Source organism: Thermodesulfovibrio yellowstonii DSM 11347 (genome assembly GCF_000020985.1).
Classification (GTDB): Bacteria; Nitrospirota; Thermodesulfovibrionia; order Thermodesulfovibrionales; family Thermodesulfovibrionaceae; genus Thermodesulfovibrio; species Thermodesulfovibrio yellowstonii.
In genome coordinates, this window is the sequence record NC_011296.1 from 70,541 (window position 1) to 96,301 (window position 25,761).

General features: G+C 34.1%; 23 protein-coding genes and 2 tRNA genes. 17 read left to right on the forward strand and 8 right to left on the reverse strand.

Annotated features, from left to right (window positions below):
* The first annotated feature begins 1 nt into the window (after position 1).
* The 7 genes from cas6 (at position 2) to ispD (ending at position 9,329) form a co-directional block, all read left to right on the forward strand.
* Complete coding sequence (gene cas6, locus THEYE_RS00330; RefSeq protein WP_012545643.1) at positions 2–940, forward strand: CRISPR system precrRNA processing endoribonuclease RAMP protein Cas6; 939 nt, start codon at positions 2–4, stop codon at positions 938–940.
* Positions 941–992: 52 nt separating this feature from the next.
* A complete protein-coding gene (locus THEYE_RS00335) occupies positions 993–3,242 on the forward strand; it encodes a DNA internalization-related competence protein ComEC/Rec2 (RefSeq protein ID WP_012546735.1) in 2,250 nt (749 codons plus the stop codon).
* A 9-nt stretch (positions 3,243–3,251) separates the two neighbouring features.
* Positions 3,252–3,863, forward strand: a complete 612-nt coding sequence (gene hisH / locus THEYE_RS00340) for an imidazole glycerol phosphate synthase subunit HisH (protein ID WP_012545834.1) — start codon at positions 3,252–3,254, stop codon at positions 3,861–3,863.
* The gene (gene selB / locus THEYE_RS00345) at positions 3,860–5,731 is read left to right on the forward strand and encodes a selenocysteine-specific translation elongation factor (protein ID WP_012546044.1); all 1,872 of its coding nucleotides are present in this window, start codon (positions 3,860–3,862) and stop codon (positions 5,729–5,731) included. Before hisH ends, selB begins: the two co-directional genes overlap by 4 nt.
* Before the next feature lies 1 nt (position 5,732).
* The gene (locus THEYE_RS00350) at positions 5,733–7,163 is read left to right on the forward strand and encodes a DegQ family serine endoprotease (protein WP_012545143.1); all 1,431 of its coding nucleotides are present in this window, start codon (positions 5,733–5,735) and stop codon (positions 7,161–7,163) included.
* 227 nt (positions 7,164–7,390) lie between these two features.
* Positions 7,391–8,164 (forward strand): PIN/TRAM domain-containing protein, encoded by a 774-nt coding sequence (locus THEYE_RS00355; RefSeq protein WP_169720686.1) that lies wholly within the window; start codon positions 7,391–7,393, stop codon positions 8,162–8,164.
* Between the two features lies 1 nt (position 8,165).
* A complete protein-coding gene (gene ispD, locus THEYE_RS00360) occupies positions 8,166–9,329 on the forward strand; it encodes a 2-C-methyl-D-erythritol 4-phosphate cytidylyltransferase (protein WP_012546162.1) in 1,164 nt (387 codons plus the stop codon).
* Here ispD and THEYE_RS00365 read toward each other — a convergent pair.
* Entirely contained in the window at positions 9,318–10,334 is a 1,017-nt protein-coding gene (locus THEYE_RS00365; protein WP_012546010.1) for an alpha-hydroxy-acid oxidizing protein, read from the reverse strand. The two genes, ispD and THEYE_RS00365, sit on opposite strands and share 12 nt — an antisense overlap.
* A 49-nt stretch (positions 10,335–10,383) precedes the next feature.
* Here THEYE_RS00365 and THEYE_RS00370 point away from each other — a divergent pair.
* Positions 10,384–10,456: transfer RNA gene (locus THEYE_RS00370), tRNA-Ala, on the forward strand.
* A 347-nt stretch (positions 10,457–10,803) separates the two neighbouring features.
* Here the strand turns inward: THEYE_RS00370 and THEYE_RS00375 are convergent.
* Positions 10,804–10,885, reverse strand: a tRNA-Leu gene (locus THEYE_RS00375).
* Positions 10,886–11,116: 231 nt separating this feature from the next.
* Here THEYE_RS00375 and mnmL point away from each other — a divergent pair.
* From mnmL to THEYE_RS00405, 6 genes are all read left to right on the forward strand, one after another.
* The gene (mnmL, locus tag THEYE_RS00380; protein ID WP_012544990.1) at positions 11,117–12,055 is read left to right on the forward strand and encodes a tRNA modification radical SAM protein MnmL/YtqA; all 939 of its coding nucleotides are present in this window, start codon (positions 11,117–11,119) and stop codon (positions 12,053–12,055) included.
* Positions 12,000–13,526 carry a YifB family Mg chelatase-like AAA ATPase gene (locus THEYE_RS00385; RefSeq protein WP_012546463.1) on the forward strand — a complete coding sequence of 509 codons (1,527 nt, stop codon included), beginning with the start codon at positions 12,000–12,002 and terminating at the stop codon, positions 13,524–13,526. Before mnmL ends, THEYE_RS00385 begins: the two co-directional genes overlap by 56 nt.
* The gene (locus THEYE_RS00390; protein ID WP_012545227.1) at positions 13,527–14,168 is read left to right on the forward strand and encodes a LysE family transporter; all 642 of its coding nucleotides are present in this window, start codon (positions 13,527–13,529) and stop codon (positions 14,166–14,168) included.
* 51 nt (positions 14,169–14,219) lie between these two features.
* Entirely contained in the window at positions 14,220–16,130 is a 1,911-nt protein-coding gene (gene glgB / locus THEYE_RS00395; RefSeq protein ID WP_012545591.1) for a 1,4-alpha-glucan branching protein GlgB, read from the forward strand.
* A gap of 158 nt (positions 16,131–16,288) precedes the next feature.
* Positions 16,289–17,101 (forward strand): class I SAM-dependent methyltransferase, encoded by an 813-nt coding sequence (locus THEYE_RS00400; protein ID WP_012546523.1) that lies wholly within the window; start codon positions 16,289–16,291, stop codon positions 17,099–17,101.
* A 171-nt stretch (positions 17,102–17,272) separates the two neighbouring features.
* Positions 17,273–18,475 (forward strand): cation:proton antiporter, encoded by a 1,203-nt coding sequence (locus THEYE_RS00405; RefSeq protein WP_012546769.1) that lies wholly within the window; start codon positions 17,273–17,275, stop codon positions 18,473–18,475.
* Here THEYE_RS00405 and THEYE_RS00410 read toward each other — a convergent pair.
* The gene (locus THEYE_RS00410; protein WP_012545858.1) at positions 18,465–19,817 is read right to left on the reverse strand and encodes a TrpB-like pyridoxal phosphate-dependent enzyme; all 1,353 of its coding nucleotides are present in this window, start codon (positions 19,815–19,817) and stop codon (positions 18,465–18,467) included. The two genes, THEYE_RS00405 and THEYE_RS00410, sit on opposite strands and share 11 nt — an antisense overlap.
* Positions 19,818–19,922: 105 nt before the next feature.
* Here THEYE_RS00410 and THEYE_RS00415 point away from each other — a divergent pair, with 105 nt between their 5' ends.
* The 3 genes from THEYE_RS00415 (at position 19,923) to THEYE_RS00425 (ending at position 21,327) form a co-directional block, all read left to right on the forward strand.
* On the forward strand, positions 19,923–20,339 hold the full coding sequence (locus THEYE_RS00415; RefSeq protein ID WP_012545623.1) for a DUF3842 family protein: 417 nt from the start codon (positions 19,923–19,925) through the stop codon (positions 20,337–20,339).
* Positions 20,332–20,523 (forward strand): CooT family nickel-binding protein, encoded by a 192-nt coding sequence (locus THEYE_RS00420; protein WP_012545767.1) that lies wholly within the window; start codon positions 20,332–20,334, stop codon positions 20,521–20,523. Before THEYE_RS00415 ends, THEYE_RS00420 begins: the two co-directional genes overlap by 8 nt.
* A gap of 69 nt (positions 20,524–20,592) precedes the next feature.
* Positions 20,593–21,327 carry a lipoate--protein ligase family protein gene (locus THEYE_RS00425; protein ID WP_164924789.1) on the forward strand — a complete coding sequence of 245 codons (735 nt, stop codon included), beginning with the start codon at positions 20,593–20,595 and terminating at the stop codon, positions 21,325–21,327.
* A gap of 840 nt (positions 21,328–22,167) precedes the next feature.
* On the opposite strand, the gene THEYE_RS00430 is transcribed toward THEYE_RS00425, so the two are convergent.
* The 5 genes from THEYE_RS00430 to THEYE_RS00450 are packed head-to-tail and all read right to left on the reverse strand — an operon-like array spanning position 22,168 to position 25,758.
* The gene (locus tag THEYE_RS00430; RefSeq protein WP_012546653.1) at positions 22,168–22,977 is read right to left on the reverse strand and encodes an LpxI family protein; all 810 of its coding nucleotides are present in this window, start codon (positions 22,975–22,977) and stop codon (positions 22,168–22,170) included.
* Positions 22,968–23,744, reverse strand: coding sequence for an acyl-ACP--UDP-N-acetylglucosamine O-acyltransferase (gene lpxA, locus THEYE_RS00435; protein WP_012546244.1), 777 nt, complete (start codon positions 23,742–23,744; stop codon positions 22,968–22,970). The genes THEYE_RS00430 and lpxA overlap by 10 nt, the downstream gene beginning before the upstream one ends.
* 12 nt (positions 23,745–23,756) lie before the next feature.
* Positions 23,757–24,179 carry a 3-hydroxyacyl-ACP dehydratase FabZ gene (gene fabZ / locus THEYE_RS00440; protein ID WP_012545346.1) on the reverse strand — a complete coding sequence of 141 codons (423 nt, stop codon included), beginning with the start codon at positions 24,177–24,179 and terminating at the stop codon, positions 23,757–23,759.
* Positions 24,180–24,196: 17 nt separating this feature from the next.
* A complete protein-coding gene (gene lpxD, locus THEYE_RS00445) occupies positions 24,197–25,225 on the reverse strand; it encodes a UDP-3-O-(3-hydroxymyristoyl)glucosamine N-acyltransferase (protein ID WP_012546116.1) in 1,029 nt (342 codons plus the stop codon).
* A complete protein-coding gene (locus tag THEYE_RS00450) occupies positions 25,222–25,758 on the reverse strand; it encodes an OmpH/Skp family outer membrane protein (RefSeq protein ID WP_012545058.1) in 537 nt (178 codons plus the stop codon). Before THEYE_RS00450 ends, lpxD begins: the two co-directional genes overlap by 4 nt.
* Positions 25,759–25,761: the final 3 nt, after the last annotated feature.

Here is a 25,761-nt window from a genome sequence, read left to right on the forward strand (position 1 = left end):
GATGAAAATCCATTATCAGAAGTATATTTTTTACATAAAAGCCATTGAACCCCTGTATTTGCCTTACTACAAGGGATCAACTTTTAGAGGAGGTTTTGGTAATGCTTTCAGAAAAGTTGCCTGTCCTCTCAGAGTTATAAATTGTGATAAATGCTTACTAAAACAAAAATGTATTTATGCCTATGTTTTTGAGACACCACCCCCTGAAGGTTCAACTATACTGAATATGAACAAATATGAAAAAATTCCTCATCCCTTTGTAATTGAGCCTCCTGAATGGAGACAGCAGTATTTCCCTGAGGGACAAACTCTTTCTTTTAATCTCATTCTTATAGGTTCTGCAATTGATTATATTCCATACTTTATATATACTTTTGAACAACTCGGGGGAATTGGCATTGGTAAGGGAAGAGGTAAATATATTCTCAGTGAAGTTAAAATTGACGGGATTACAGTTTATAAAAAAGGGATACTAAAAAAGAGTATTTCAAAAATTATGGAAATTCCTTCAAAATTTGAGACTACAGATTCAGTAGAAAATTTGACTTTGAAAATAATCACGCCTTTGCGAATAAGGTATCAGAGAAAATTTGTAACAGAGCTTGATTTTCATATTTTAGTAAGGAATTTAATAAGAAGAATTAGTTTGCTTGGATATTTCCACTGCGGAGAACAGTTGCCTGATTTTACTGTTCAAGAAGTTATAAGACATGCAGAAACAATAAATACTGTCAATTCAAATCTTAGATGGCATGACTGGGAAAGATACTCATCAAGACAGGAAATAAAAATGAAACTTGGAGGAGTGGTTGGTGAGATAGTATATAGGGGTAATATTGCTCCCTTTATTCCATATTTGAAAGCAGGAGAAATTTTGCATGTAGGCAAAAACACAAGTTTTGGATTGGGTAAGTATGAAATTATTTTAGATGAAGCTTAACAAAAAGTTTAACCACCTTTATTGAGTAAAGGTCAGATAAGGATTAATTTTTATGCCATATATACTCTCTTCTGTTTTTGGGATTTTATCTGGAGTGATTTTCATTTATTTCCCTATACTTTCCATTTTTTTGGCTTCATTACCTATAGCAGTCTGCTTATTAAAGAAAAAATACTCTGTAGCTTTTGTATGCCTTATACTTTCCTTAGTTGGAGTTTTCTATGGGAATCTAAGGGAGGGGAAAAACTTTGATAACAAAGAGACAACCCTAAGTTTTAAAGGATATGTTGTTTCAACTAAAGATAATACTCATCTTGTTAAAACCATTGAAGGGAAAAGATTAAGAGTATACTCCAGAGAAAAACTTGAAGAAAATAGGCTTTACACAGTTGAATGTAAAAGTGTAAATGAACATAAAAATCCCTATGTTTTTAGCAAACAGGACTTTTGTTATGCCACTAAGCTATTTGATGAAGGAAAGCTAAATCAGGGCATATTTGAAAGAGTCCAAAATAATATTAATAAGAAACTCAAACAAAAACTTAATGAGCCTGCTGCCTCAGTCATGATTGCTATGACAACAGGGCAAAGGAATGAGATTCCAGAGGAAATAAAGGATGACTTCCAAAAAACAGGACTTATTCATCTGTTAAGTATTTCTGGAGCTCATTTTAGTCTGCTTTTTACTGTGTTCTTTATAGTTTTTAGAATTCTTACCCGATTTATACCCTATAAATGGCTTGTCCTAATGACTCTTTATATTAAGCCTTCTCAGTTAAGCATCATTCTCTGTTTTCCATTTCTTTTATTTTATTATCTCTTGATTGAACCAAACTATCCTTCAACAAGAGCATTTATAATGGCATTGTTTTTCATGCTTGGCGTTCTTACAGAGAGAAAATCTATATGGATAATCACAGTATCACTTGCCTGTCTTTTTATTCTTGTAATAGACCCTTCTTCAACAAAAGACCTTTCCTTTCAGCTGAGTTTTCTTGCAACTGTAGCCATAGGCTTTGCAACAGATATTTATAAAAACTTTAAAAACAAAATTCAAAACAAAGTTTTATCTTACTTATTGCTTAGTTTGCTTATCAGTTTCTCAGCCTCTTTAATTACCGCGCCTATTGTAATTTATAAGTTTCATTATTTGTCTCTAATCAGTCCTGTTGCTAACCTAACAGCAGGATTTGTTATTGGGATGTTTCTTTTTCCATTAAATGTAATATTTGTTTTTATCTATCTTATTACAGGAATTTATCCTCTGCCAGAGATTGTCAATACAATTGCTAATTTTTCCTTTAAATTGATGCATTTACTTGCTTCCTTTAGCTTCTCTTCTTTATCAATTCCACCTATTCCTTTAGGCTCTGTTATACTCTTTTATTTTGGGATTTTTTTATCAATTTTTGCTTGCTATGGGTTAAAGGGATGGTTTAAAAAATTATCTTTTATGGTCTCTTGTTTATTGATTTTTAGTTCAGTTTTAACCAGTTTGGTTTTAGATAATTTACAGAGAAACTTTATAAAAATAACCTTTCTTGATGTTGGACAGGCAGAATCTGCTGTTGTTGAAACACCAGAGGCTGTTTTCCTTGTTGATACAGGTAAAACAGGATTTGAAGCAGTGCAGTATCTTAAAGCTAAAGGATACAGACAGTTGCAGGCTCTTATTATTACTCATGAACAGAAAGACCATGCAGGAGGGTTTTTAAACATCATAGAAAAATTTAATGTAAAAGAGATATGGGATAATGGATATATAAAATACAAAATTCCAATGAATGTGAAACATCTTGAAAGAGGCGATATTCTTAAAGCTGGAAATTGCATTTTTACATTATTACATCCTTACAAGGGATTTTATACTTCTTCCCTTTCAAATGACAGTAATGAGTTAAGCCTTGTTTTTAGTTTAAAATGTAAAACTAAAACTTTTTTATTTACCTCTGATACAGGCATAGAAGTATTAAAAAGTATTCCTGCTACGTATCTCAAAGCAGATATATTAAAAATACCCCATCATGGTAGTAAACGCTCTTTTTATAAAGAATTTTATGAAACAGTTTTACCTCAAATTTGTATAATTTCTGTTGGTAAAAATAATACTTACGGACATCCACATACAGAGGTCTTGGAATACCTTAAGGATAAATGTAAAATTTACAGAACAGACATTCATGGAGCTATTCAAATAAGAGAAAAAGCCAACGGTGAAATTGAAGTAAAAACTTTTGAAGAGACAAAGTTTAAGCCTTACAGGGAATTGGAAAATTTAAAAAAACTCTTTATTTTATGGTAGAATTAACCCATGATTGCACTTGTTGATTATGGAATGGGAAACATACGCAGTGTTTCAAAGGCAATTGAAGCAGTAGGTGGTGAGGTTTCTATTACTCAAAGCCCTGAAGAAATAAGAAAGGCAAAGGCTATTGTTTTACCAGGTGTTGGTGCTTTTCGTGACTGTATGAGCAATCTCACAGAACTTGGACTTCTTGAGGCTGTTAGAGAAGAAATTCTTAAAGGAAAGCCATATCTTGGAATCTGTCTTGGTATGCAAATTTTATTTACAGAGTCTGAGGAATTTGGAATGTGCAAAGGTCTTGATCTAATTAAAGGAAAAGTGACACGATTCAAACTACCACAGGATTACAAAATTCCTCACATGGGTTGGAATACGGTAATTTTTAAGAAAAAAAGTAAACTTTTGTCAGAGATTTCTGATAATTCCTATTTCTATTTTGTCCATTCTTACTATGTAGTGCCTGAGGAAAGTAATTTTGTTGGTGGAGTTACAGAATATGGGATAGAATTTACTTCAATGATTATTTATGAAAATATTTTCGCAACTCAGTTTCATCCTGAAAAATCTCAAAAAATGGGGTTAAAACTTCTCAGTAATTTTATTCAGTTTATCCAATGAAAAAGGTAATATTGGGAACAGCAGGACATATTGACCATGGGAAAAGTTCTGTGGTAAAGGCACTTACTGGTATAGACCCTGACAGATTAAAGGAGGAAAAAGAAAGAGGCATAACAATAGACCTTGGTTTTGCTAATATTGTTTATCCTGATGTAGTTGTTGGTATTGTTGATGTTCCAGGACATGAGAGATTGATAAAAAACATGCTTGCCGGTGTAGGCGGAATGGACATGGTAATGCTTGTTGTTGCTGCTGATGAAGGTGTCATGCCTCAGACAAAGGAGCATCTTGCCATATGTAACCTTTTAAAAATAAAGTCTGGTATAATAGCTCTTAATAAAGCTGACCTTGTTGATGAAGAAACATTGGAACTTGCTAAGGAAGATGTGAAAGAAGCTGTAAAAGGAACTTTCCTTGAAAATGCTGAGATTGTTGCTGTGTCTGCAAAAACAGGCTTGAATATTGAGGTATTAAAGGGAAAAATTAGAGAACTTGCTCTAAAGGTCAGTGAAAAATCAACTGGTGGAATATTTAGAATGCCTATTGATAGAGTTTTTACTCTTAAGGGTTTTGGAACAGTTGTAACAGGAACAGTCCTTAGCGGTGCAATAACCATTGACTCTCCTGTTGAAATTCTTCCCGCAGGAATTACTTCAAAAGTGAGAGGACTTCAGAGTCATGGCCAGGCTTTAAAAGAGGTCTATGCAGGACAGAGAGTAGGAATAAATCTTCAGGGAGTATCAAAAGAAGACATTAAAAGAGGAGATATTGTTACGGTCCCTGGAAAACTGAAACCTTCTTCTTTTATTGAAGTAAAACTGGAACTTTTAAAAGATGTAAAACCTTTAAAACACGGAATACCTGTTCATTTTTACCTTACAACATCTGAAACAGTAGGTAAACTAAAACTTTTTAACAAAACTGAAGTTTTACCTGATGAAGAAGCATATGCTCATATAAAGTTGCAGGACCCTATAGTTGCAATGGCTGGAGATAGATTTATTCTGAGAAGATTTTCTCCCCTTGAAACTCTTGGAGGAGGGATTGTTATTGACCCTGAACCACCAAGAAAAAAGAAGGATATAACACCTGAGCATCTTGAAATTCTTTTTAGTGGAGCATTGTATGAGAAATTAGAGGTTAAAATTAAAAGAAGAGCATTTAACGGTATTTCTATTTCTGAACTTGAAGGATGGATAAATAGTGATATAATTCAAATTAAAACAGCTGTAGATGAGCTCATAAAAAAAAGAAGAATTATAAATGCGGAAAATCATCTTTTTCATATAGATATTTTCAACGAGTTTAAATCTTCTCTTTTAAATTTACTTAAAGAATTTCATGCGACCAATCCGTTTAAGGAAGGATTGCCAAAAGAAGAACTAAAGGTAAAACTTTCTCTTGACAGATTTCCAAAAGTTTTAATGTTATTGCCCTATATTGAAGATGTTTCAATACAAGGTAATACAGTAAAGTTAAAATCAGTAAGTAAAGAAAAAATTGATCCGCTATTGGAAGAAAAAATAATAAAAGAGCTTCAAAAAGAATTCCAGCCACCTTTTAAAGATGAACTTGCTCAAACTCTTTCAATTTCTGAGTCAAAATTAACTGACATTTTAAAAATAATTGCTAAACAGGGGAAGATAGTCAGAATCAATGATTCCTTATATCTTACGATTGAGAATTATAACAAAATGATTAATTTGCTTAAAGATTTCTTTTCAAAAAAGAATGAAATGACAGTTTCTGAATTCAGAACACTTCTTAATACAACAAGAAAATATGCTATAGCATATCTTGAGCATCTTGATTCCCAGAAAATAACTCTTCGTGTAGGAGAAATTAGAAAAATGGTCAAACGAGGATAAAATGAATAGGAAAAAACTCAGTTTAATTATTTTAATTTTTGCTATTGGATGTCTAACAGGAGCAATAATCTTTTATTTGATAACTGCACCAAGACAGTCTATTCCTATTTATAGAGATATTACAGAACCTGTCAAAAGCTTTGCTGAAATTGTAAAAGCGGTTTCTCCTTCAGTTGTAAATATCTCCACAACCAGAACTGTACAGACTCCTCCGACACTTGAAGATCTTTTTGAGTTTCTACCACCTTTTGGTAATTCTCATAGCAAGAAATGGAAAGAAATGAGCATGGGTTCTGGAGTGATTGTTTCAAATGATGGATACCTGCTAACTAACTATCATGTTGTTGAGCAAGCAGAAGACATAAAAGTAACTCTTTATGATAGAAGAACATTTAAGGCTACAATAATAGGTGCTGATCCCAAAACAGATTTAGCTGTAATTAAAATAAATGCAAAAGATTTACCTGTTGCACCATGGGGCGATTCTGATAAGCTTCAAGTTGGAGACTTTGTTCTTGCTATAGGTAATCCTTATGGATTAACTCATACTGTAACAATGGGGATAATAAGTGCAACTGGTAGAGCTGATGTGGGAATTGCTGACTATGAGGATTTTATTCAGACAGATGCAGCAATTAATCCAGGAAACTCAGGTGGACCTCTGGTAAACATAAAGGGAGAAATCATAGGAATAAATACAGCAATATTTTCAAGAACAGGAGGATATCAGGGAATTGGCTTTGCTGTTCCAAGCAACATGGCACGAGTTATAAAGGATAGTTTAATAAAGGAAGGGAAGGTTATAAGAGGATGGATAGGAATAATGGTTCAGGATTTAACAGCTGAACTGGCTGAAAAATTTGGACTAAAAGAACCTTACGGAGTTATTGTTACAGATGTGACCAAACAATCACCAGCTTACAGAGCTGGACTTCGTAGGGGTGATATTATTATTGAATATGATGGGAAACAGATAACAGAAAGTGCTATTTTAAAAAATCTTGTAGCTCAAAGTAAGGTCGGTTCAATTGTAAATTTGAAAATTTTCAGAGAAGGACAAAATTATACAACTTCAGTTACAATTGCTCAACTTCCTTCTGAACAGTTTCAAGAAACTAAAATTTTCAAAAAAACAACAGGAAAATTTGAAAATCCATTCAAAGGAATTTCAGTAATTGACCTTGAATCATCAATGGCAAAACAGATTGGAGCAGACCCTGAAGACAGAGGAGTGGTTGTTTATAAGATTGAACCAGGTTCACCTGCGGAGACAGCAGGACTTAGGAAAGGAGACCTGATAATGGAAATTGAAAGGCAAAAAATACTATCCGCTTCTGATTTTCAAAGAGCTATACAGAAAATTTCAAAGCCTGATGTTCTGGTTTTGATAAACAGAGGCGGTAAAAAATTTTATATGATTTTAGGCTCATGAGTTTTTTAATTTTTCTTTTTGCTATAACTCTGTTTGCTATTGTTTCGGTTAATTTACAGGCTCAAGGGTTTATCCTGCATCCCTTCGTGACAGGTTTAATTATTTTAGCAGGTAGTATTTTTTTAACTATTTTTATCTACTTAAAACTGAAAAAAATGACTAGTTCACAAATTTTATTTTGCTTTTTAGGACTTTTTTTAGGAATTTTCACAGGGATTCTTCTAAGTTTGCCTTTATTAATCTTATCCTCAAACCTTAATTCTGTCGCTTTCAGTTTTATAACAGCTTTTGGATATGCTGGTGCGATTTTTGGTTTTAAAAAGGCTGAAACAATCAAACTTGCTGATATTTTATGGATAATTAAAAAAGAAGCTATATGGGAAGAACCAAAAATTCTTGATACCAATGTTCTTATAGATGGTAGAATTGCAGACCTTATAGAACTCGGCTTTGTAAAGGGGACAATATTAATTCCAAGATTTGTTTTAAGAGAAATTCAATATATTGCAGATTCTCCAGACCCCCTAAGAAGAGCAAAAGGCAGAAGAGCTCTGGATATTCTACAGAGGATTAAAAGAGCAGAAAAAATAAGATTTGAGATTGTTGAAAAAGATATTCCAGAAATAAAAGAAGTTGATACAAAACTTATTGAACTTTCAAGAATTTTGAAAGGAACACTAATTACAAATGACCAGAATCTTATAAAAATTGCTCAATTAAGGGGAGTGCCTGTTTTAAATCTAAATGAGCTTGCTCAGGCAATGAGACCTCCTGTGCTTCCAGGTGAAGTTTTAAGGCTTTTCATAGTTAAAGAAGGCAAAGAACCTGATCAAGGAGTTGCTTACTTGGATGATGGAACAATGGTAGTTGTTGAAGAAGGAAGGTCAAGCATTGGTAGAACCATTGATGTTGTAATTCACAGTGTTTTACAGACAGGGACAGGAAGAATGATATTTGGAAAGCCGAAAACTGACGATCCTTTTGGTGAAAAAGAACAATAGAATGAAACGCAGTGTTATAGTAGTTGCAGCTGGTGCAGGAAAAAGGTTCGGTTCTCCAGATAAAGTACTTGTTGAAATCAATAATAAACCTCTTTTTATGTTCCCTCTTCAAACCTTTGAAAATACGCAATTTATTGATGATATATGGATTGTAACACGAAAAGAAGCGATTGAAAGAATAAAAGAAATCATTCAGAGCTTTAAAATTCAAAAGGTAAAAGGAATTATAGAAGGAGGAACTGAGAGACAGGATTCTGTTTATAATGCTTTAAAAGTATTACATAAAGATACTGATGTTGTATTGATTCATGATGCGGCAAGACCTTTAATTAGCAAAGAACTAATAGAAAGAATTATTGACGCTATGAATCCTGAGATTGATGGTGTAATCCCTGTAGTTGAATTAACTGATACGATTAAATGGATTAAACAGAAAAATATTATTGGTGGTACTCTTAATAGAAACATTTTGAGAGCAGTTCAAACACCTCAGGCATTCTGGTTTAAGAGACTTTTTCAAGCATATGAAAAGGCATATGAAGAAGGAATTTATGGAACAGATGATGCTTTTTTAGTAGAAAGATATGGTGGTAAAGTGATTGCTGTAAAAGGTGATGAAAAAAATATTAAAATAACAATAAAACAAGATTTAGAAAAAATGAAGTCATTTTTACAATATGATGAAATGAGTTCCTTAAGGATAGGGATAGGATATGATAGCCACAGACTTGTTTTTGGCAAGAAACTTATCATTGGTGGAGTTGAAATTCCTTATGAAAAAGGACTTGAAGGATATTCTGATGCAGATGTTCTTATACATGCAATAATTGACGCTATATTAGGTTCTGCAGGACTTGATGATATAGGTAGGCATTTCCCTGATACAGATTCTCAATATAAAGATATTTCAAGCTTTATTTTACTTAAAAGAACCCTTGAACTTGTAAAAAAGCAAAAAATTAAACCTGTATGGGTTGACTGCACGATTTTTGCTGAAAAGCCTAAGCTGTCTCCTTATATTTCAGCTATGAAAGAAAATTTGCACAAAATTGGGCTAAATGTAAATATTAAAGCAAAAACTAATGAAGGAATGGGTTTTATTGGAAGAGGTGAGGGGATTGCTGCTCAAGCAATATGCCTGAGCAGCATTACATTAGACCCTTAAGATATTTTGAGGTACATTTTTTACAGATGCAACTCCTGTAAGAAGCATTGCCTGTTTTAGTTCATTTTTTATATTTTCAAAATAAAGTTTAAGTCCTTCTTTCCCTCCACCAAAAACAGCGACCACAACAGGTCTTCCTATAAGCACAGCATCTGCCCCAAGTGCCAAAAGTTTGAGCACATCAACTCCTGAGCGGACTCCGCCATCTGCAATGATTGTTATTTTGCCTTTAAGTTTTTCTGTAATTTCAGGCAAAACTTCTGCAACCCCTGGTGTATGGTCAAGAATTCTTCCACCATGATTTGAGACAACAATGGCTGCTACTCCCATATTGTATGCTATTTCTGCTTCTCTTAGTGTCATTATTCCCTTTAAAATAAAAGGAAGTTTTGTTGCTTTAACAAGCTCTTCAATCTCTTTCGGAGATTTCGGACTTACTGGTTGTCCCTTAAGTGCCATTGTAATAAGTCCAGCTCCATCAATATCAACTCCCACGGCAATAGCTCCTGCCTCTTCAGCAATACGAATTCTTTTAATTATTTCGTCCTGAGTTCTTGGTTTAATTATCGGAATTCCTTTTCCATTATTTTGTTTGATTGCATTAATTCCACTTCCATACATTAATGGGTCTGCTCCGTCACCTATCCATCCAAGAGTGCCTGCCATAAGAGAGCCTGCAATTACTTCCTGTGTATAAACATCCTCAGTAACAGCTCCTCCCATGTTATATGTTGTACCAGTTATTGGTGCTGCCATAACAGGAAGGGAAAGCATTTGCCCGAAGATTTCAACTGATGTATTAGGTTCTTTTACATCATGAATAGTGGAAAGGTTGAGTTTAATCTTATTTAAAGCCTCAATATTAGCCTTAAAAGAAGAGCCTGTGCCAACACCTCCCATTCCTGGAACTTCTCCTGCACAGACAATCCCATTACATACAGGGCATACACGACAATATGGTTTAAGCTTTTCTTTAGCTGCTTTCTTTACTTCTTGCCAGTTCATCTTCCCTCCTAATAAAATTTTTATTTAATATGATATTATAAAACATAAAGGGCGGTTAGCTCAGCTGGGAGAGCGCCAGAATCGCACTCTGGAGGCCAGGGGTTCAAATCCCCTACCGTCCATTAGATTTTTCAAGGGGTTACATAGGGATACACTCCTAAAAGATACTGACTGTGCCAGTTTTTGTACCCTTTGATTTGTTAAGTGAGGGAGGAATTTATTTAGACAGGCACAGCTTTTATTTTGTGTTCTGGTAAAAAAAAGATGAGAATGTCCCAGAGTTATTTTAATGTTCTTATGCCTTTAAAATATTCATAACAAGGAAATTTGCAAAGGCGTATTTCAAGCCATGAAATCTGAGAGAAGTCAGAATCAAGATGAAAATTATGTAAATAGATTGTGCTATAATTTGAATCAAAAAATAACTATAAATTCGCTTTGAATGAATTGATTTTTAAGAAGAATTTAATGCCGAAGGCGGGACTCGAACCCGCACGGGTTTCCCCACACGCCCCTCAAACGTGCGTGTCTACCAGTTCCACCACTTCGGCTAATTATAATAATACCAAGAACTGTAAGTTTGTTTCAACCTTTTTACCTATCCTTAAATTTATCTTGCAATCTAAGATGACTTTTGTTCATGAGAGATTTTTGTTTTTTTAGATTTATCCCAAAGAAAAATATGAAATTATTAAAAAATCATGATAACATATGATATGTATAGAAAAAATCTTGAATTGAAGTTAATTGACTAAACTCTTTCAAATATATTAGAAAAAACTATGATGAATCGCTATTATTCATTTGGAGAATATTTAAAAGAAATATTCGGGAAAAAAGTCTATAAAGTAAACGTAGACGCAGGCTTTACATGTCCAAACAGGGATGGAACACTTGGAACAACTGGCTGTATTTACTGTAACAACGATTCCTTTAGGCCATCAAGTTGCGCACCTTCAAAGCCGCTTATTGACCAAATTAAAAATGGAATAGGATATTTAAAAGCAAGATATAAAGCAAAAGCATTTCTTGTTTATTTTCAACCTTATACAAATACTTATGCACCTATAGACCATCTTGAAAAACTTTATAAAGAAGCTCTTTCTCATCCAGAAGTAGTTGGACTTGCAATTGGAACACGTCCGGACTGTGTTGATGATGAAAAACTTGAGTTACTTCAAATGCTATCAAAAACTCATATGATAATTGTTGAATATGGAATGCAGTCAATTTATGAAAAATCTCTTGCGTATATTATGCGAGGGCATGATTATTCTACATTTCTTAAAGCTGTTTATAATACTCATGAAAGAGGTATTTTAGTCGGAGCACATATAATTGTTGGAATTCCCACAGAAACAAGAGAAGAATCGCTTGCCATGGCAGATGAAATAAATCTTCATCCAATAAAATTTCTAAAAATTCATCAACTTCAAGTTGTTAAGGATACTCTTCTGGCATATATCTATGAGAGAGATCCCTTTCCTGTTTTTGAGTATGAAAACTATCTTGATTTTATAGTTGATTTTATTGAAAGACTTCGTCAGGATATTGTTATACAGAGACTTTTTGCAACTTCACCAGAAGATATTTTAATTGCTCCTAAGTGGAATAAGACCAAACAAGAAATTTTAAATGATATAAATAGAAGATTTGAGGAGAGAAATGCTCGCCAAGGTTCAAAGTGCTCATTTGATAGGAATAGAGCCATATGCTGTTGATGTAGAAGTGGACATAGCACAGAGAGGACTTCCCCATTTCAACATTGTTGGTCTTCCTGATACAGCAGTCAAAGAATCTCGTGATAGAATCAAAGCTGCTTTTAAAAATACAGGATTTCCTTTTCCTATAAAACAGATTACAGTTAACTTAGCACCGGCAGACCTTAAAAAAGAAGGTTCATCTTTTGACCTTCCAATAGCCATAGGAATACTTTCTGCGGAAGGACACATTCCAAAGGATATTTTAAAGGACTTTTTAATTGTGGGAGAACTCTCTTTAGAAGGCAAAGTAAAGCCTATTAAGGGGAGTTTATGTATAGCTTCAAAAATGAAAAATGGCGCTATTAGAAAGATAATAATTCCTCCTGAGAATGCACAAGAAGCCTCAGTTGTAGAGGAAGTTGAGGTTTATCCTGTAAAAGATTTGGCAGAAACTGTCAATTTTTTAAGGGGTGAAAAACTTATTAAACCATTTAAATCAGAAGTTGCTTATTTAGAAGAGGTTGAACTTTATGAAGATCTTTCAGATGTTAAAGGGCAATTTCAGGCAAAAAGAGCACTTGAAATTGCGGCAGCAGGAGGACATAATATTTTGATGATAGGCCCACCAGGAAGTGGGAAAAGCATGCTTGCAAGAAGACTTCCAGGAATACTTCCACCAATGACCATTAATGAGGCAGTTGAGACAACAAAAATTCACAGTGTAGCTGGATTATTACCTGATGGAAAAGGTATTGTCAATTCACGTCCTTTCAGAGCACCCCATCATTCATCCAGTGACGTTGCTTTGATTGGCGGTGGGCAAATTCCAAAACCTGGCGAGGTTTCTCTTGCCCACAATGGAGTGCTTTTTCTTGATGAACTTCCAGAGTTTAAGAGGAATGTTTTAGAAGTACTTAGGCAACCTCTTGAAGATGGCTTTGTGACAGTTGCACGTAGCTACGCTACTGTTCAGTTTCCTTCAAGATTTTTATTGGTGGGATCTATGAATTCATGTCCTTGTGGTAACTACGGAGATAAATTTAAACCATGCACTTGCACTCCTCAAATGATAATTCGTTATCGTTCAAGGGTTTCAGGTCCTCTTCTTGATAGAATTGATATTCACATTGAAGTTCCAAGAGTAAACTATCAAGAACTGAAAGATGATACCCCTTCAGAAACTTCAAAAACTGTCAGAGAAAGAGTAATCAGAGCAAGACAGATTCAACTTAAAAGATTTACAAACGAAGGAATATATTGTAATGCGCATATGAAAGCAAAGCATTTAAAGAAATTTTGCCGACTTGATGAAGACTGTCATAAACTTCTTCAGTCTGCTATGGAAAAACTTGGGCTAAGTGCAAGAGCTCATTCAAAGATAATCAAAGTTGCAAGGACAATAGCTGATCTTGAAGGTTTAGAACATATAAAATCTCAACATATAGCAGAGGCAATACACTACCGCAGCCTTGAAAGGCAGAGTTTTTAAATGCTTGAACTGCTTTTTATTGGAGTATCCTCTTTCATAATAGCTCTATCTGGAGCAATGATGCCAGGTCCTCTTTTTGCAGTAACGGTTTCAGAGACACCACGCAGAGGTATACTCACAGGACCTATTTTGGTAACTGGACATGGTGTGCTTGAGTTAGTTCTTTTATTTTTAATTATCTCCGGTGTAGGGAATTTTTTACAGATGAAAGAGACATTTATTGCTGTTGCTTTTATAGGAGCTGTGTTTCTTTTTTTTACAGGATTATCAATGTTTCGTTCCATACCAAAACTTAGTTTAAACAACAACATAAACATGCAGACAAAGGGATCCCTCTTTTTATCAGGTATTTTACTGAGCCTTGCCAATCCATACTGGTCATTCTGGTGGGCAACAATAGGAATTGGCTATCTTGTTCAGGCAATGGAAATCGGAGCTTTTGGTATAGCTATATTTTTTTTAGGGCATATAATGGGAGACCTTGCTTGGTATTCAAGTGTATCCTTTGGCATTTATAAAGGGAAAAAATTTTTAAGTGACAGCCTCTACAAAAAAATGGTTTTTATTTGTTCTCTTATCCTTATAGGTTTTTCATTTTATTTCGTCTATACAGGGATTAGAAAGCTAAAAGATTTTTTGTAATACCATATTTCGTTAGATTTTAAGGCGTTTGTGGTTCAAGGAGGAATTGAAATGGTAAGATATGACATAACTTTTTTTAGTGATTTTGATATTTATCTTTTTAAAGAAGGAAATCACTTCAATGCTTACGAAAAGCTCGGTTCTCATATCATAGAGGTTGATGGGAAAAAAGGAACTTACTTTGCTGTATGGGCTCCTAATGCAGAAAGAGTCTATGTCATAGGTGATTTCAATGGATGGGAACTTTCGCATCCTCTTTCAGTAAGATGGGATAACTCTGGTATATGGGAAGGTTTTATTCCAGAAATTGATAAAGGAACAAAATATAAATATTACATAATATCAAAATATGGTTATCACTTGGAAAAAGGAGACCCCTATGCTTTCTTCTGGGAAATACCTCCTGCCACTGCCTCAATTGTTTGGGATTTAGAATATAAATGGAATGATGAAGAATGGATGAAAAACAGGGTTAAAAGAAATGGGCTTAACTGTCCAATATCAATTTATGAGGTTCATCTTGGTTCATGGAGAAGAGTTCCTGAACAGGGAAATAGGTTTTTAACATACAGAGAGCTTGCTGAATGGTTACCAAAATATGTAAAAGATATGGGATTTACACATGTTGAATTTTTACCAGTTATGGAGCATCCTTTTTATGGTTCATGGGGATATCAAACAATCGGATATTTTGCACCAACTTCAAGATATGGCACTCCTCAGGATTTTATGTATCTGATTGATAAGCTTCATCAAAATGAAATAGGAGTAATTCTGGATTGGGTTCCTTCACATTTTCCTGATGATGGGCACGGACTTAGTTTTTTTGACGGAACATATCTTTATGAACATCAGGATCCGAAAAAAGGATATCATCCTCACTGGCATAGTTATATTTTCAATCACGGAAGAAATGAGATTAGAAATTTTCTTATAAGTTCTGCTGTCTTCTGGCTGGATAAATATCATATTGATGGATTAAGAGTTGATGCTGTTGCTTCAATGCTTTATCTTGACTACGGAAGAGCAGAAGGAGAATGGATTCCAAATAAATACGGAGGTAAGGAGAATTTAGAAGCAATAGAATTTATAAAAAGACTTAATGAAACAGTGTATGAAAAATATCCTGATACACAAACTATTGCTGAAGAGTCTACTGCATGGCCTCTTGTTACGCATCCTACATATATTGGCGGACTTGGATTTGGTATGAAGTGGAATATGGGCTGGATGCATGATACACTTTATTATTTCTCAAAAGATCCTATATACAGAAAATATCATCATGGAGAGCTTACTTTTAGTATCTGGTATGCCTTTTCTGAAAACTTTGTGCTACCACTTTCCCATGATGAGGTTGTTTATGGAAAAAGTTCTCTTTTGAATAAAATGCCAGGAGATCAATGGCAAAAGTTTGCAAATCTGAGACTTCTTTTTGGTTATATGTATGCTCATCCCGGGAAAAAACTTCTTTTCATGGGAGGAGAGTTCGGGCAATGGGATGAATGGTATCATGAGGGAAGTTTACACTGGCATCTTCTTGATTATCCAGAACATCAGGGCATTCAAAAATTGGTAAGGGATTTAAATAATCTTTATAAAACTGAGCCAGCTCTTCATGAACTTGATTTTTCACCAGCAGGTTTTGAATGGATTGATTGTAGTGATGCAGACCAGAGTGTTGTAAGCTTTCTAAGAAAAGCAAAAGATCCGAAAAATGTTATTATAGTTGTGTGTAATTTTACTCCTGTTCCGAGATTTAATTACAGAATTGGAGTTCCCTTTAAAGGTTACTGGAGAGAGATTTTAAATAGTGATTCCTGGATTTATGGAGGAACTAATCATGGAAACACTGGAGGAGTTGAGGCAGACCAGATACCTTGTCATGGAAGACCTTATTCTTTGTGTCTGACCCTTCCTCCATTGGGAATTCTGTTTCTTAAATGTCAGGGCATAGTGTAATCAAGAAACTTTTAATTCCCTTTAGGTTTCCTCCTTTGGACATTCCGAGTGTCCTCAATGGGTAAGAGGAATCTCTCTTTGATGCAATAGAAAAAAGGAGGAGATTCCTCGGCTGCTTCCGCAGCCTCGGAATGGCAAAAAGAAGTAAGAGGTGATATATGAAAATAGATAGAGATTATATTCACGGATATACTGACAAAGAAACTATTCGTCTTGAAAATCAGGCTAATTGTTTGAATGATCTTCTTCACTATGATTCTGTTTTTCCAGAGAATTCGCTAATTCTTGAAGCTGGATGTGGCGTAGGTGCACAAACTAAGATTGTTGCTTCAAAAAATCCGAATTCAAAATTCATATCCATTGATATTTCTGAAGATTCATTAAATAAAGCAAGAGCATTAATTCAATCACTTAATATTGATAATGTTGAGTTTCAAGTCGGAGATATTTTTGATTTACAATTTCCAGATGAGTATTTTGATCACATTTTTATTTGTTTTGTTTTAGAACATCTTGCAACTCCCATTGAGGCTTTAAAGTCATTAAAAAGAGTATTAAAAAAGGGCGGAAGCATTACTATAATTGAAGGAGATCATGGTTCTGCCTATTTTTATCCTTATAGTCATTACGCGCAGTTAGCAATAAATGCTCAGATAACATTACAACTAAACATTGGAGGTAATGCTTTAATTGGGAGACAACTTTATCCTCTTTTGACAGAATCTGGTTACAAAAATTGTAAAGTGTCTCCAAGAATGGTTTATGTTGATTCAAGTAAACCAAAATTTGTTGAAGGCTTCATAAAAAACACTTTTATAGCTATGATTGAAGGAATCGGAGAAAAAGCTATAAATAGCTTAATTATTGATGAAGATTCTTTTGATAAAGGAGTTCAAGATTTATATAGAACAACCCAAGCAGATGGAACATTTTGCTATACGTTTTTTAAAGGCACTGGATATAATATTTGACACTACTGAGAAATTTTGATTTGAGTCTGTTTGGGTTATAATAGAATATAAAACAAAACTACCACGTAGAGATTTTGGGGATTATTCTGAGATAGAACAAAAAGCGGAAGCACTTTCAAGTGAAGATTCTAAGGAAATGGATTCAATGAAAAATAAAAAAGATATTTAATCATGGAAATTCATCTTATTTTCCTTTATCTTGCCATCTTGCTCTTTTTTGCAAGGCTAACAGGAGACATTTTTGCTAAATTTGGAATTCCTTCAGTAATTGGTGAAATATTTGTAGGAATCATGCTTGGGCAGAGTGTTTTAGGTATTATTCCTCTAAGTGACGTAATGAAGCTTCTTGCTGAACTTGGGATAATACTTCTTCTTTTTCATATAGGACTTGAAGCAGACCTTAAACAACTAAAAGAAGTGGGTTTCTCTGCCGCTACTGTGGCGATAACAGGGGCACTTGCTCCTATGGTTATTGGTTTTCTTGTATCTTACTATGTTTTTAATTTTCCCACTATCACTTCTTTGTTTATTGGTGGAACTCTCACTGCCACAAGCATTGGCATTACTGTAAGGGTTCTTGAAGATCTGGACAAGATGAAAGAACGTTTTGCTCAAGTTGTGCTTGGTGCAGCAGTGCTTGATGATATATTTGGAGTTGTGGTGCTTGCTGCATTATATGAATTTTCAAAAACTCAGGAAATAAATGTAAATGCAACCATTCTTTTGGTGTTTTATATCGGAACATTCTTTCTCTTTGCACCAATTATCGGCAAGATTTTTGCCTATTTTGTAAGCAGTCTTGCAAAAAGACTTAATACTCTTGATTTTGTTCCACCTGTGGTTGTGGCAATAATTCTGCTTTTTGCTTTTGCTGCCCATGAGATAGGCTTGCCTGAGATACTTGGTGCTTTCACTGCAGGAATTGCCTTTTCAAGAAGATTTACCATTCCCTTTGCAGCAGCCTTTCAAGCAGATAAAGCAATAATTCATAAGATTGAAGAGTCTTTGAAGCCACTTATCTGGCTTTTTACTCCTATATTTTTTGTCTACGTGGGACTACAACTTAATCTAAAGGCAATAGATTTCACTTCAGGACATTTCTGGCTCTTAAGTGCTGTTTTGTTCATAGTTGCCCTTATAACCAAGTTAGTTGCAGGATTATTTGTAAAAGGAACGATGAGAGAAAAATTAAGTGTAGGCTTTTCCATGCTTCCAAGAGGTGAAGTAGGGCTCATCTTTGCAGAATTTGGAAGATTAAGCGGCATTTATGATCATACCCTTTATGCTGTTATTATTTTTGTAGTTGCTCTTACAACTTTACTCGCTCCGATTGTGCTTAAAAGTTTATGGAAAACAGAACAAACTACAACTTAATCTCTGGCAATTGAGATAGAGATTCTTTTATTTTTTCATCAGGATATTCAAAATCAGTAAGCTTACCAGATAAATATGCTTCATAAGAGGGCAGGTCAAGAAAGCCTATGCCACTTAAATTAAAGAGTATTACTTTTCTTTTGCCCTCTTCTTTTGCTTTCAGAGCTTCATCTATTGCAACTTTTATGGCATGAGCACTTTCAGGTGCAGGAATTATTCCTTCGCTTCTTGCAAAAAGTATAGCAGATTCAAAAACAGCAGTTTGTCCTACTGCTACTGCTTCAATTAATCCATCATGGCAGAGTTGACTCACAAGAGGTGAGTCTCCATGATATCTCAATCCTCCTGCATGAATTCCCGGAGGTACAAAGTCATGCCCAAGTGTATACATCATAAGAAAAGGCGTAAGTCCAGCTGTGTCACCATAGTCATATCTGAACTCTCCCTTTGTAAGTGTTGGACAGCTTGAGGGTTCAACTGCTATAACTCTTACTTCCTTTCCATGAATTTTATCATAAAGAAATGGGAAACTGACTCCGCCAAGATTGCTTCCTCCTCCACAGCAACCGATTACAATATCAGGATAATCTCCTGCAATTTCAAGTTGTTTTTTGCATTCAAGCCCAATAATTGTCTGATGAAGTAAAACATGATTTAGCACCGAACCAAGTGCGTAATTTGTATCTTTATGGGTTGCTGCATCTTCAACCGCCTCAGATATTGCTATACCAAGTGTTCCAGGGTGGTCTGGATTTTCTCTGAGAATTCTTCTACCTGATTCAGTTTTATCAGAAGGAGATGGATAAACCTTTCCTCCCCATGTTTCCATCATTATTCTTCTGTAAGGCTTCTGGTCATAACTAACTCTTACCATATAAACTGTTATCTCTATGCCCATCAATGCTCCTGCCAAGGAAAGTGCTGAACCCCATTGTCCTGCACCTGTTTCTGTAGCAATTCTTTTTATTCCTTCAATCTTGTTGTAATAAGCCTGAGGTATAGAGGTATTTGTTTTATGGCTTCCTGCAGGACCAAGTCCTTCATGTTTGAAATAAATCTTTGCAGGAGTCTGAAGAGCTTTTTCAAGTCCAATAGCTCTGTAAAGAGGTGTTGGTCTAAAGCTTGCGTAAATATTTAAAACTTCTTCAGGAATGTTTATCCATCTTTGAGTGCTTATTTCTTGTTCAATAAGAGATATGGGAAATATTACTTTTAAATCATCTGCAGATATAGGCTTTTTAGTTTGAGGATTAAGGGGTGGTGGCGGTAACTTAGGCATATCAGCCTGTATATTATACCATTGCATTGGTAAATCTTTTTCTGAAAGTAAAATTCTTCTCATTCTGCCCTCCTGTTAAGATTAATTTTTAATTATGAAAGCAATCCCCAAATTTTTGCAACACTTACAGTTTGACATTTATTTATCAAAGTTTGTAGTATTTACAATATGCTAAAAATTGCAGTAATTGATGGACAGGGTGGAGGAATTGGTAGTTACATTATTAAATCTCTCAGAGAAGCATTTGGAGATAAAATAGAAATTTTGGCACTTGGAACAAATGCTGCAGCCACAGCAAATATGATGAAATGTAAGGCAAATAAAGGAGCTTCTGGAGAAAATGCAATTATCTGGAATGTTAAGAAAGTTGATCTCATACTGGGGCCATTAAGTATTCTTGTGTCAAATGGAATGATGGGAGAGTTGACTTCAAAAATGGCTGAGGCAATAGGAAGCAGTCCAGCAAGAAAAATTCTGTTACCAATTAATCAGGAAGGGATTGATATTATAGGTTTTATTAAAGAGCCTCTTCCACATCTTGTGGAAAAATTAATCCTTCATATAAAGGAGGAATTCAATGTGTGAAGCAAATGCATATGTAATTAAAAATGGTGAGGAGGAGATTTATTTAGAATCTGTGGATATATTAAAACCTGAAGGAAACCAAATATATCTTAGAAACATATTTGGAGAACAGAAGGTTTTTAAAGGTAAAATTAAAGAAATGTCACTGCTAAATCATAAAATTATTCTTGAAGAAGATCGGTAGTATATAAAATTCAACATAATCATGCTCATTCGTTTTATTGAGTTCCAGAAGTTTGATCCATATTTAAATATGGCAATTGACGAATCTATTAGTTTTTTTGTGCGACAGAGTAGAGTTTTACCAACTTTCAGGCTATATGGATGGAATAAAAAAGCGATAACTATCGGAGAGTTTCAGAAAATTGAAGAAATCAATCAGGATTTTTGCCTTAATCATGAAATTCCAATTGTAAGAAGACCAACAGGAGGCAAAGGTATTCTGCACTATGATGACTTCACATACAGTTTTTGTTGTAAAAAAGAAGGAAAGTTTCGTGGTAATCTTTTTAAAACTTATGAAATTATAAGTCGTATATTTTTAAAGGCATTTAGTTTAGTAGGAATCTCTGCTGAAATAAGAAAAGAAAAGAAAAGCTATAACAAAAGTTCTCTCTGTTTTGCTCGCTCATCATTTGGAGAAATTTCTTTTCAAAATATAAAAATTATCGGCTCTGCCCAGAAAAGATGGGTTGATGGTTTTTTACAGCAGGGGACAATTCCTGTGACAGTAGATAGAGATTTATTAAGAAGAGTTTTTTTATGTAACCCTGATGAAGCTGATAGAGTTTTTGGTATAAAAGAATTATTTAAGGATTTTGATATTGAAATTTTTCAGGAACAGATTAAGAAAGCTCTGAAGGAGGAGGGTTTTGAGATTGTTGTTGAGCCTCTTCAAGAGGAAGAGTTTGTTCTGGCTCAGTCCTTGCAACAGAAGCATCAAGTCTTATGTAGTAGGATAGAAATGCAGCAAATACAACCATACTGATATAAACATGGGCAAATTGAGTAATAAATTGATAGGCTGCTACCAGTATAGTTCCTATATGAGGAATTATTGCCAGCAGAGAACCAAATGAGAGAATTAACCCACCTGTTAAGATATATATTACAAATAACAGTGCTGCTCTTCCAATAGATTGAGGATACAAAATTATTAATTTTCTGGTTTCTCTTATTGTTTCTCCTACAGTTAAATTTTTTATAAAAATTCCGAAAAATCCAAATAGTGTATATGTTATCCATAGAATAAATGCGATAATACCTGTAAGAAGTATGCTTAAATAAATAAATACATTGAAAAATACTGATAAGGTATGGCTATAGTGGTTCAAAAAATTTACTATTTTAGAGCTTATTTCACTTATAAATCCAAAAATAAACGTTAAGCAAATGAAAATAAGAACTGAAAACAGTGCAAAAAAACCAGTTTTCCAGAAGAATCTTTTGCCATATTTATGGAAACTCTTTAAATTAAAAACCTTTCCTTCCTGTAAATATTGACACATTACACCTATTGTGCCTGAAAAGATATATATCCAAAGACTGACGATGAGAATAACATAAATAACAAGACTGATAATGAAAATAATAGCAAATATTAAAAACTTTTTCATGATATTTATAGACGACAATAATATTTCAATAAAACTGCCTTTTAGTATATCTGTCAGGTCAATTCCAAATATTACAAAAAGGATTCCAAGTGGAATGCTCAGGATAAAAAATAGTCCAAAAAAACTAATGAATAAAAATGAAAAATGTATAAATAATAACTGATAGTTTTTATGAACTGTTTTTAAACCATCATTTATGCACGTAAAAAAGTTCAAGGTTGTTTGACACCTACTACAATTATATTAATTTCATTAGCTTTTTCAATAAGTTTATCTCGTTCTATTAAAAAAGTTTTGCCTGCTTCAAGTGCTAAAATTTTAGCATTGGCTTTTCCCATAATTACTATTGTATCTACTCCAGCAGCAGGAGGGTCAAGCCTTAAATCCTGCTGAGGTTTGCTGACTTTTACTACAATGGAGTTTTTTACAAATCTTCCAGCTCTTAAAATTGTTTCATCTGTTCCTTCTATTGCTTCCACAGCAATTACTGACCTTTCTTTTACCACCACTGTCTGTCCTATATCAAGTTCTCCGATTTTTTTTGCAATTTTAAAACCATATTCAATATCTTTCCATTCCTCTTTTGTAGGTTTTTTTCTTGTAAGAACTCCTTCAGGAGTTATAAGTTCAGGACAAAATTCAGATATTTCTGCTATTTTTATTCCCTCTGTTAATAATTCTTTTTCAACAAGTTTAAGAAGTTCATTGTCTCCTCTAATTTTAGCTGAAAAAAGCATCTTTAATGCTCTCATGTCAGGCTTGATTGTTTTTCTTTCAAAAATAAGTTTTTTAGGTACCTTGCCTGTTAAAATCACCTCTTTAACATTATTATTTTTTAAAAAATCTATAATCTGTCCTGCTTTGCCAATATTTATTGATTCAAATACATCGCTATGATTTGATAGTGCATCATCGGCAAGTCCTTCTAATGCAACAGTTATGACTTTATAACCTCTTTTTTTGAGTTCATTTGTAACTATAAGAGGGAGACAACCTCCTCCTGCAATTACTCCTATCTGCATATTCCTCTTTTATTTGCTTCTATGAATTCTAATAGGTGTATAATTTCAGGAATCTGAGGAAGTTCTTTTTTGACTTTATCAATTGCTTCTTTTAACTGAAGTTTATCTCTGAATAAAATTTTATAAGCTTTTTTTAATATATTAATAGTTTCATCACTAAATCCTCTTCTTTTAAGTCCTACAGAGTTTAATCCATAAAGCTTGGCTCTTGGTCCAGAAGCCATGGTAAATGGAGGCACATCCTGTCCAACTCCACTAAAACCTCCTATCATAGCATAAGCACCTATTCTTGTAAACTGATGGATAGCTACTAATCCACCAATAAATGCAAAATCTTCAACCTGAACATGACCTGCCAGAGTTGCAAGATTTGCCATAATCACAGAGTTTCCTATTTTACAGTCATGTGCAATATGCACATAAGCCATTATAAAGTTACTATCTCCAATTACTGTCCAGCCATCTCCTGCAACTGATGCTCTATGAATTGTTACATATTCTCTGATTGTGTTGTTATTACCAATTTTAACTCCTGTTGGTTCTCCTTTATATTTAATATCTTGTGGGGGAAATCCAATTGTTGTAAATGGGAATATAGTGCAGTTCTGTCCTATTTCTGTTATACCTTCAATCTGCACATGATTTATGAGGCGTGTGCCTCTGCCTATCTTAACATTGTCTCCAATTATGCAGTAAGGGCCTATAACTACTTCTTTATCTATTTCTGCTTTTGGGCTAATAATTGCAGTTTTATGTATCTCATTCATTAACTTTTTACCTCACTTTGTAACCATTGCTGTGAATTCTGCCTCTGTTGCCACTTTTTCATCAATTTTTGCAATACCTGCAAACTTCCAGACTCCTCCTCTTCTGTGAATCACACTGACTTCAAAAATGATTCGGTCACCTGGTATAATTGGTTTACGAAATTTAACTTTTTCAATGCTTAAAAAGAGAACCCCTGTCCCTTCCATGCCTGATTTAAATGCAAGAACACCTGCTACCTGAGCCATTGCCTCTACTATTAGTACTCCAGGCATAACAGGATTTCCTGGAAAGTGTCCTTGAAAAAACGGTTCATTCATAGTAACGTTTTTTACTCCTACTGCTTTTTCATTGGGGATAAGTTCTAAAACTCTGTCTACTAAGAGGAATGGATATCTGTGAGGAAGAATATCCATTATTTCTTTGATATCAATCATTGACACCTCCTATCAATTTATTCAATAGTTTTTTGTTTTTCAAGTTGTTTAATTCTTTCTTCAAGTTCTCTTATCTTTTTATAAAGTTCTGGAAGTTTCTGAAAAATTGCATTTGTTCTAAGCCATTCCCTATGAGGCATGATAGGTGAGCCAGAAAATACACCTTTTTGAACTTTTCCAGGCATAACTCCTGATTGAGCTGTGATTATTGTTCCTGCTTCAATTTCTACATGATCCGAAATACCAACCTGTCCTGCAAGTATACATCCATCTCCTACTTGAGAACTTCCTGCAATTCCAACCTGAGCTACGATTATCACATTTTGACCAATTTTTACATTATGAGCAATCTGAACAAGATTATCAATCTTTGTTCCTTTTCCAATAAAAGTATTTCCAGTTGTAGCCCTATCTATGGTTACACAAGCTCCTATTTCAACATCATCCTCAATAATTACACCTCCCACCTGGGGAATCTTATGATGCTTACCTTCGTGAAAAATGTATCCAAAACCGTCAGAACCAATCTGAGTTCCTGCATGAATTATTACTCTATTGCCGATTTTAACTCTTTCTCTTACTGTTACATTGGGATAAATCACACAGTCAGAACCTATTAATGTTTCTTTGCCAATAAATGTGAAAGGGTAAATTATAGTATTGTCTCCTATTGTTACATTCTCATCAATATAAACAAAAGGATAGACTGTTACATTTTTACCTATCTGAGCAGTAGAAGCGACAATTGATTTTTCGCTTATTCCTTTACATGGCTGTGGTTTTACATAAAACATTTCAAGAAGTTTTGCAAAAACAAATTGAGGATTTTCAGTAATAAGCTGAGGTTTGTTCAGATTTGGAATTTTTTCTTTTACAATAAATGCAGAAGCTTTACTATTTTTGGCAAGCTCAGCATATTTTGAACTTGCTATATATGTAATATCGCCTTCTTGAGCATCTTCAAAGCCTTTTATCCCTGATATTTCAATTTCAGAATCTCCCTCAATTTTTGCATTAAAAAAATGTGCTATTTCAGAAAGCTTCATTTCTTTCCTTTTTGTTGCGAAGTTTTTTGATTAAAAAGTGAAATGATTTTATCTGTAATATCTACTTCAGGAGTTGCAAAAAGAATAATCTGCTCAGCTTTCTCAAATATTAGATTATAACCTTCTTTCTGAGCAAAATCATTTATTAATTGTCTTATTTCTTTAAGCATGCTTTGAGTAATTTCATTTTGTTTTTTCTGAAGTTCTACTTGATAATCTGCTGCAGTTCTTTGAAAATCTCTTCCTAAACGTTCAATCTCTTCTTCCTTTGCTTTTCTTGCATCCTCACTTAAAACAGAGCGTTTTTTTTCAAGTTCTTCTTTTAAACTCTGAATTTTTTTCTGTTTTTCTTCAAGAGTTTTTTGCCTTGACTCAAGCATACTCTGCAGTTCATTTACAGATTTCTTTCCTTCTTCTGATTCATTCAGAACTCTGTAAAGATCAACTACTCCAATTTTTAAGTCTGCATGGGCAAGTGAAACAAAGGATAGTGCAAAAACCATAATAAATACTACAAATAGAATTCTTTTCATTTC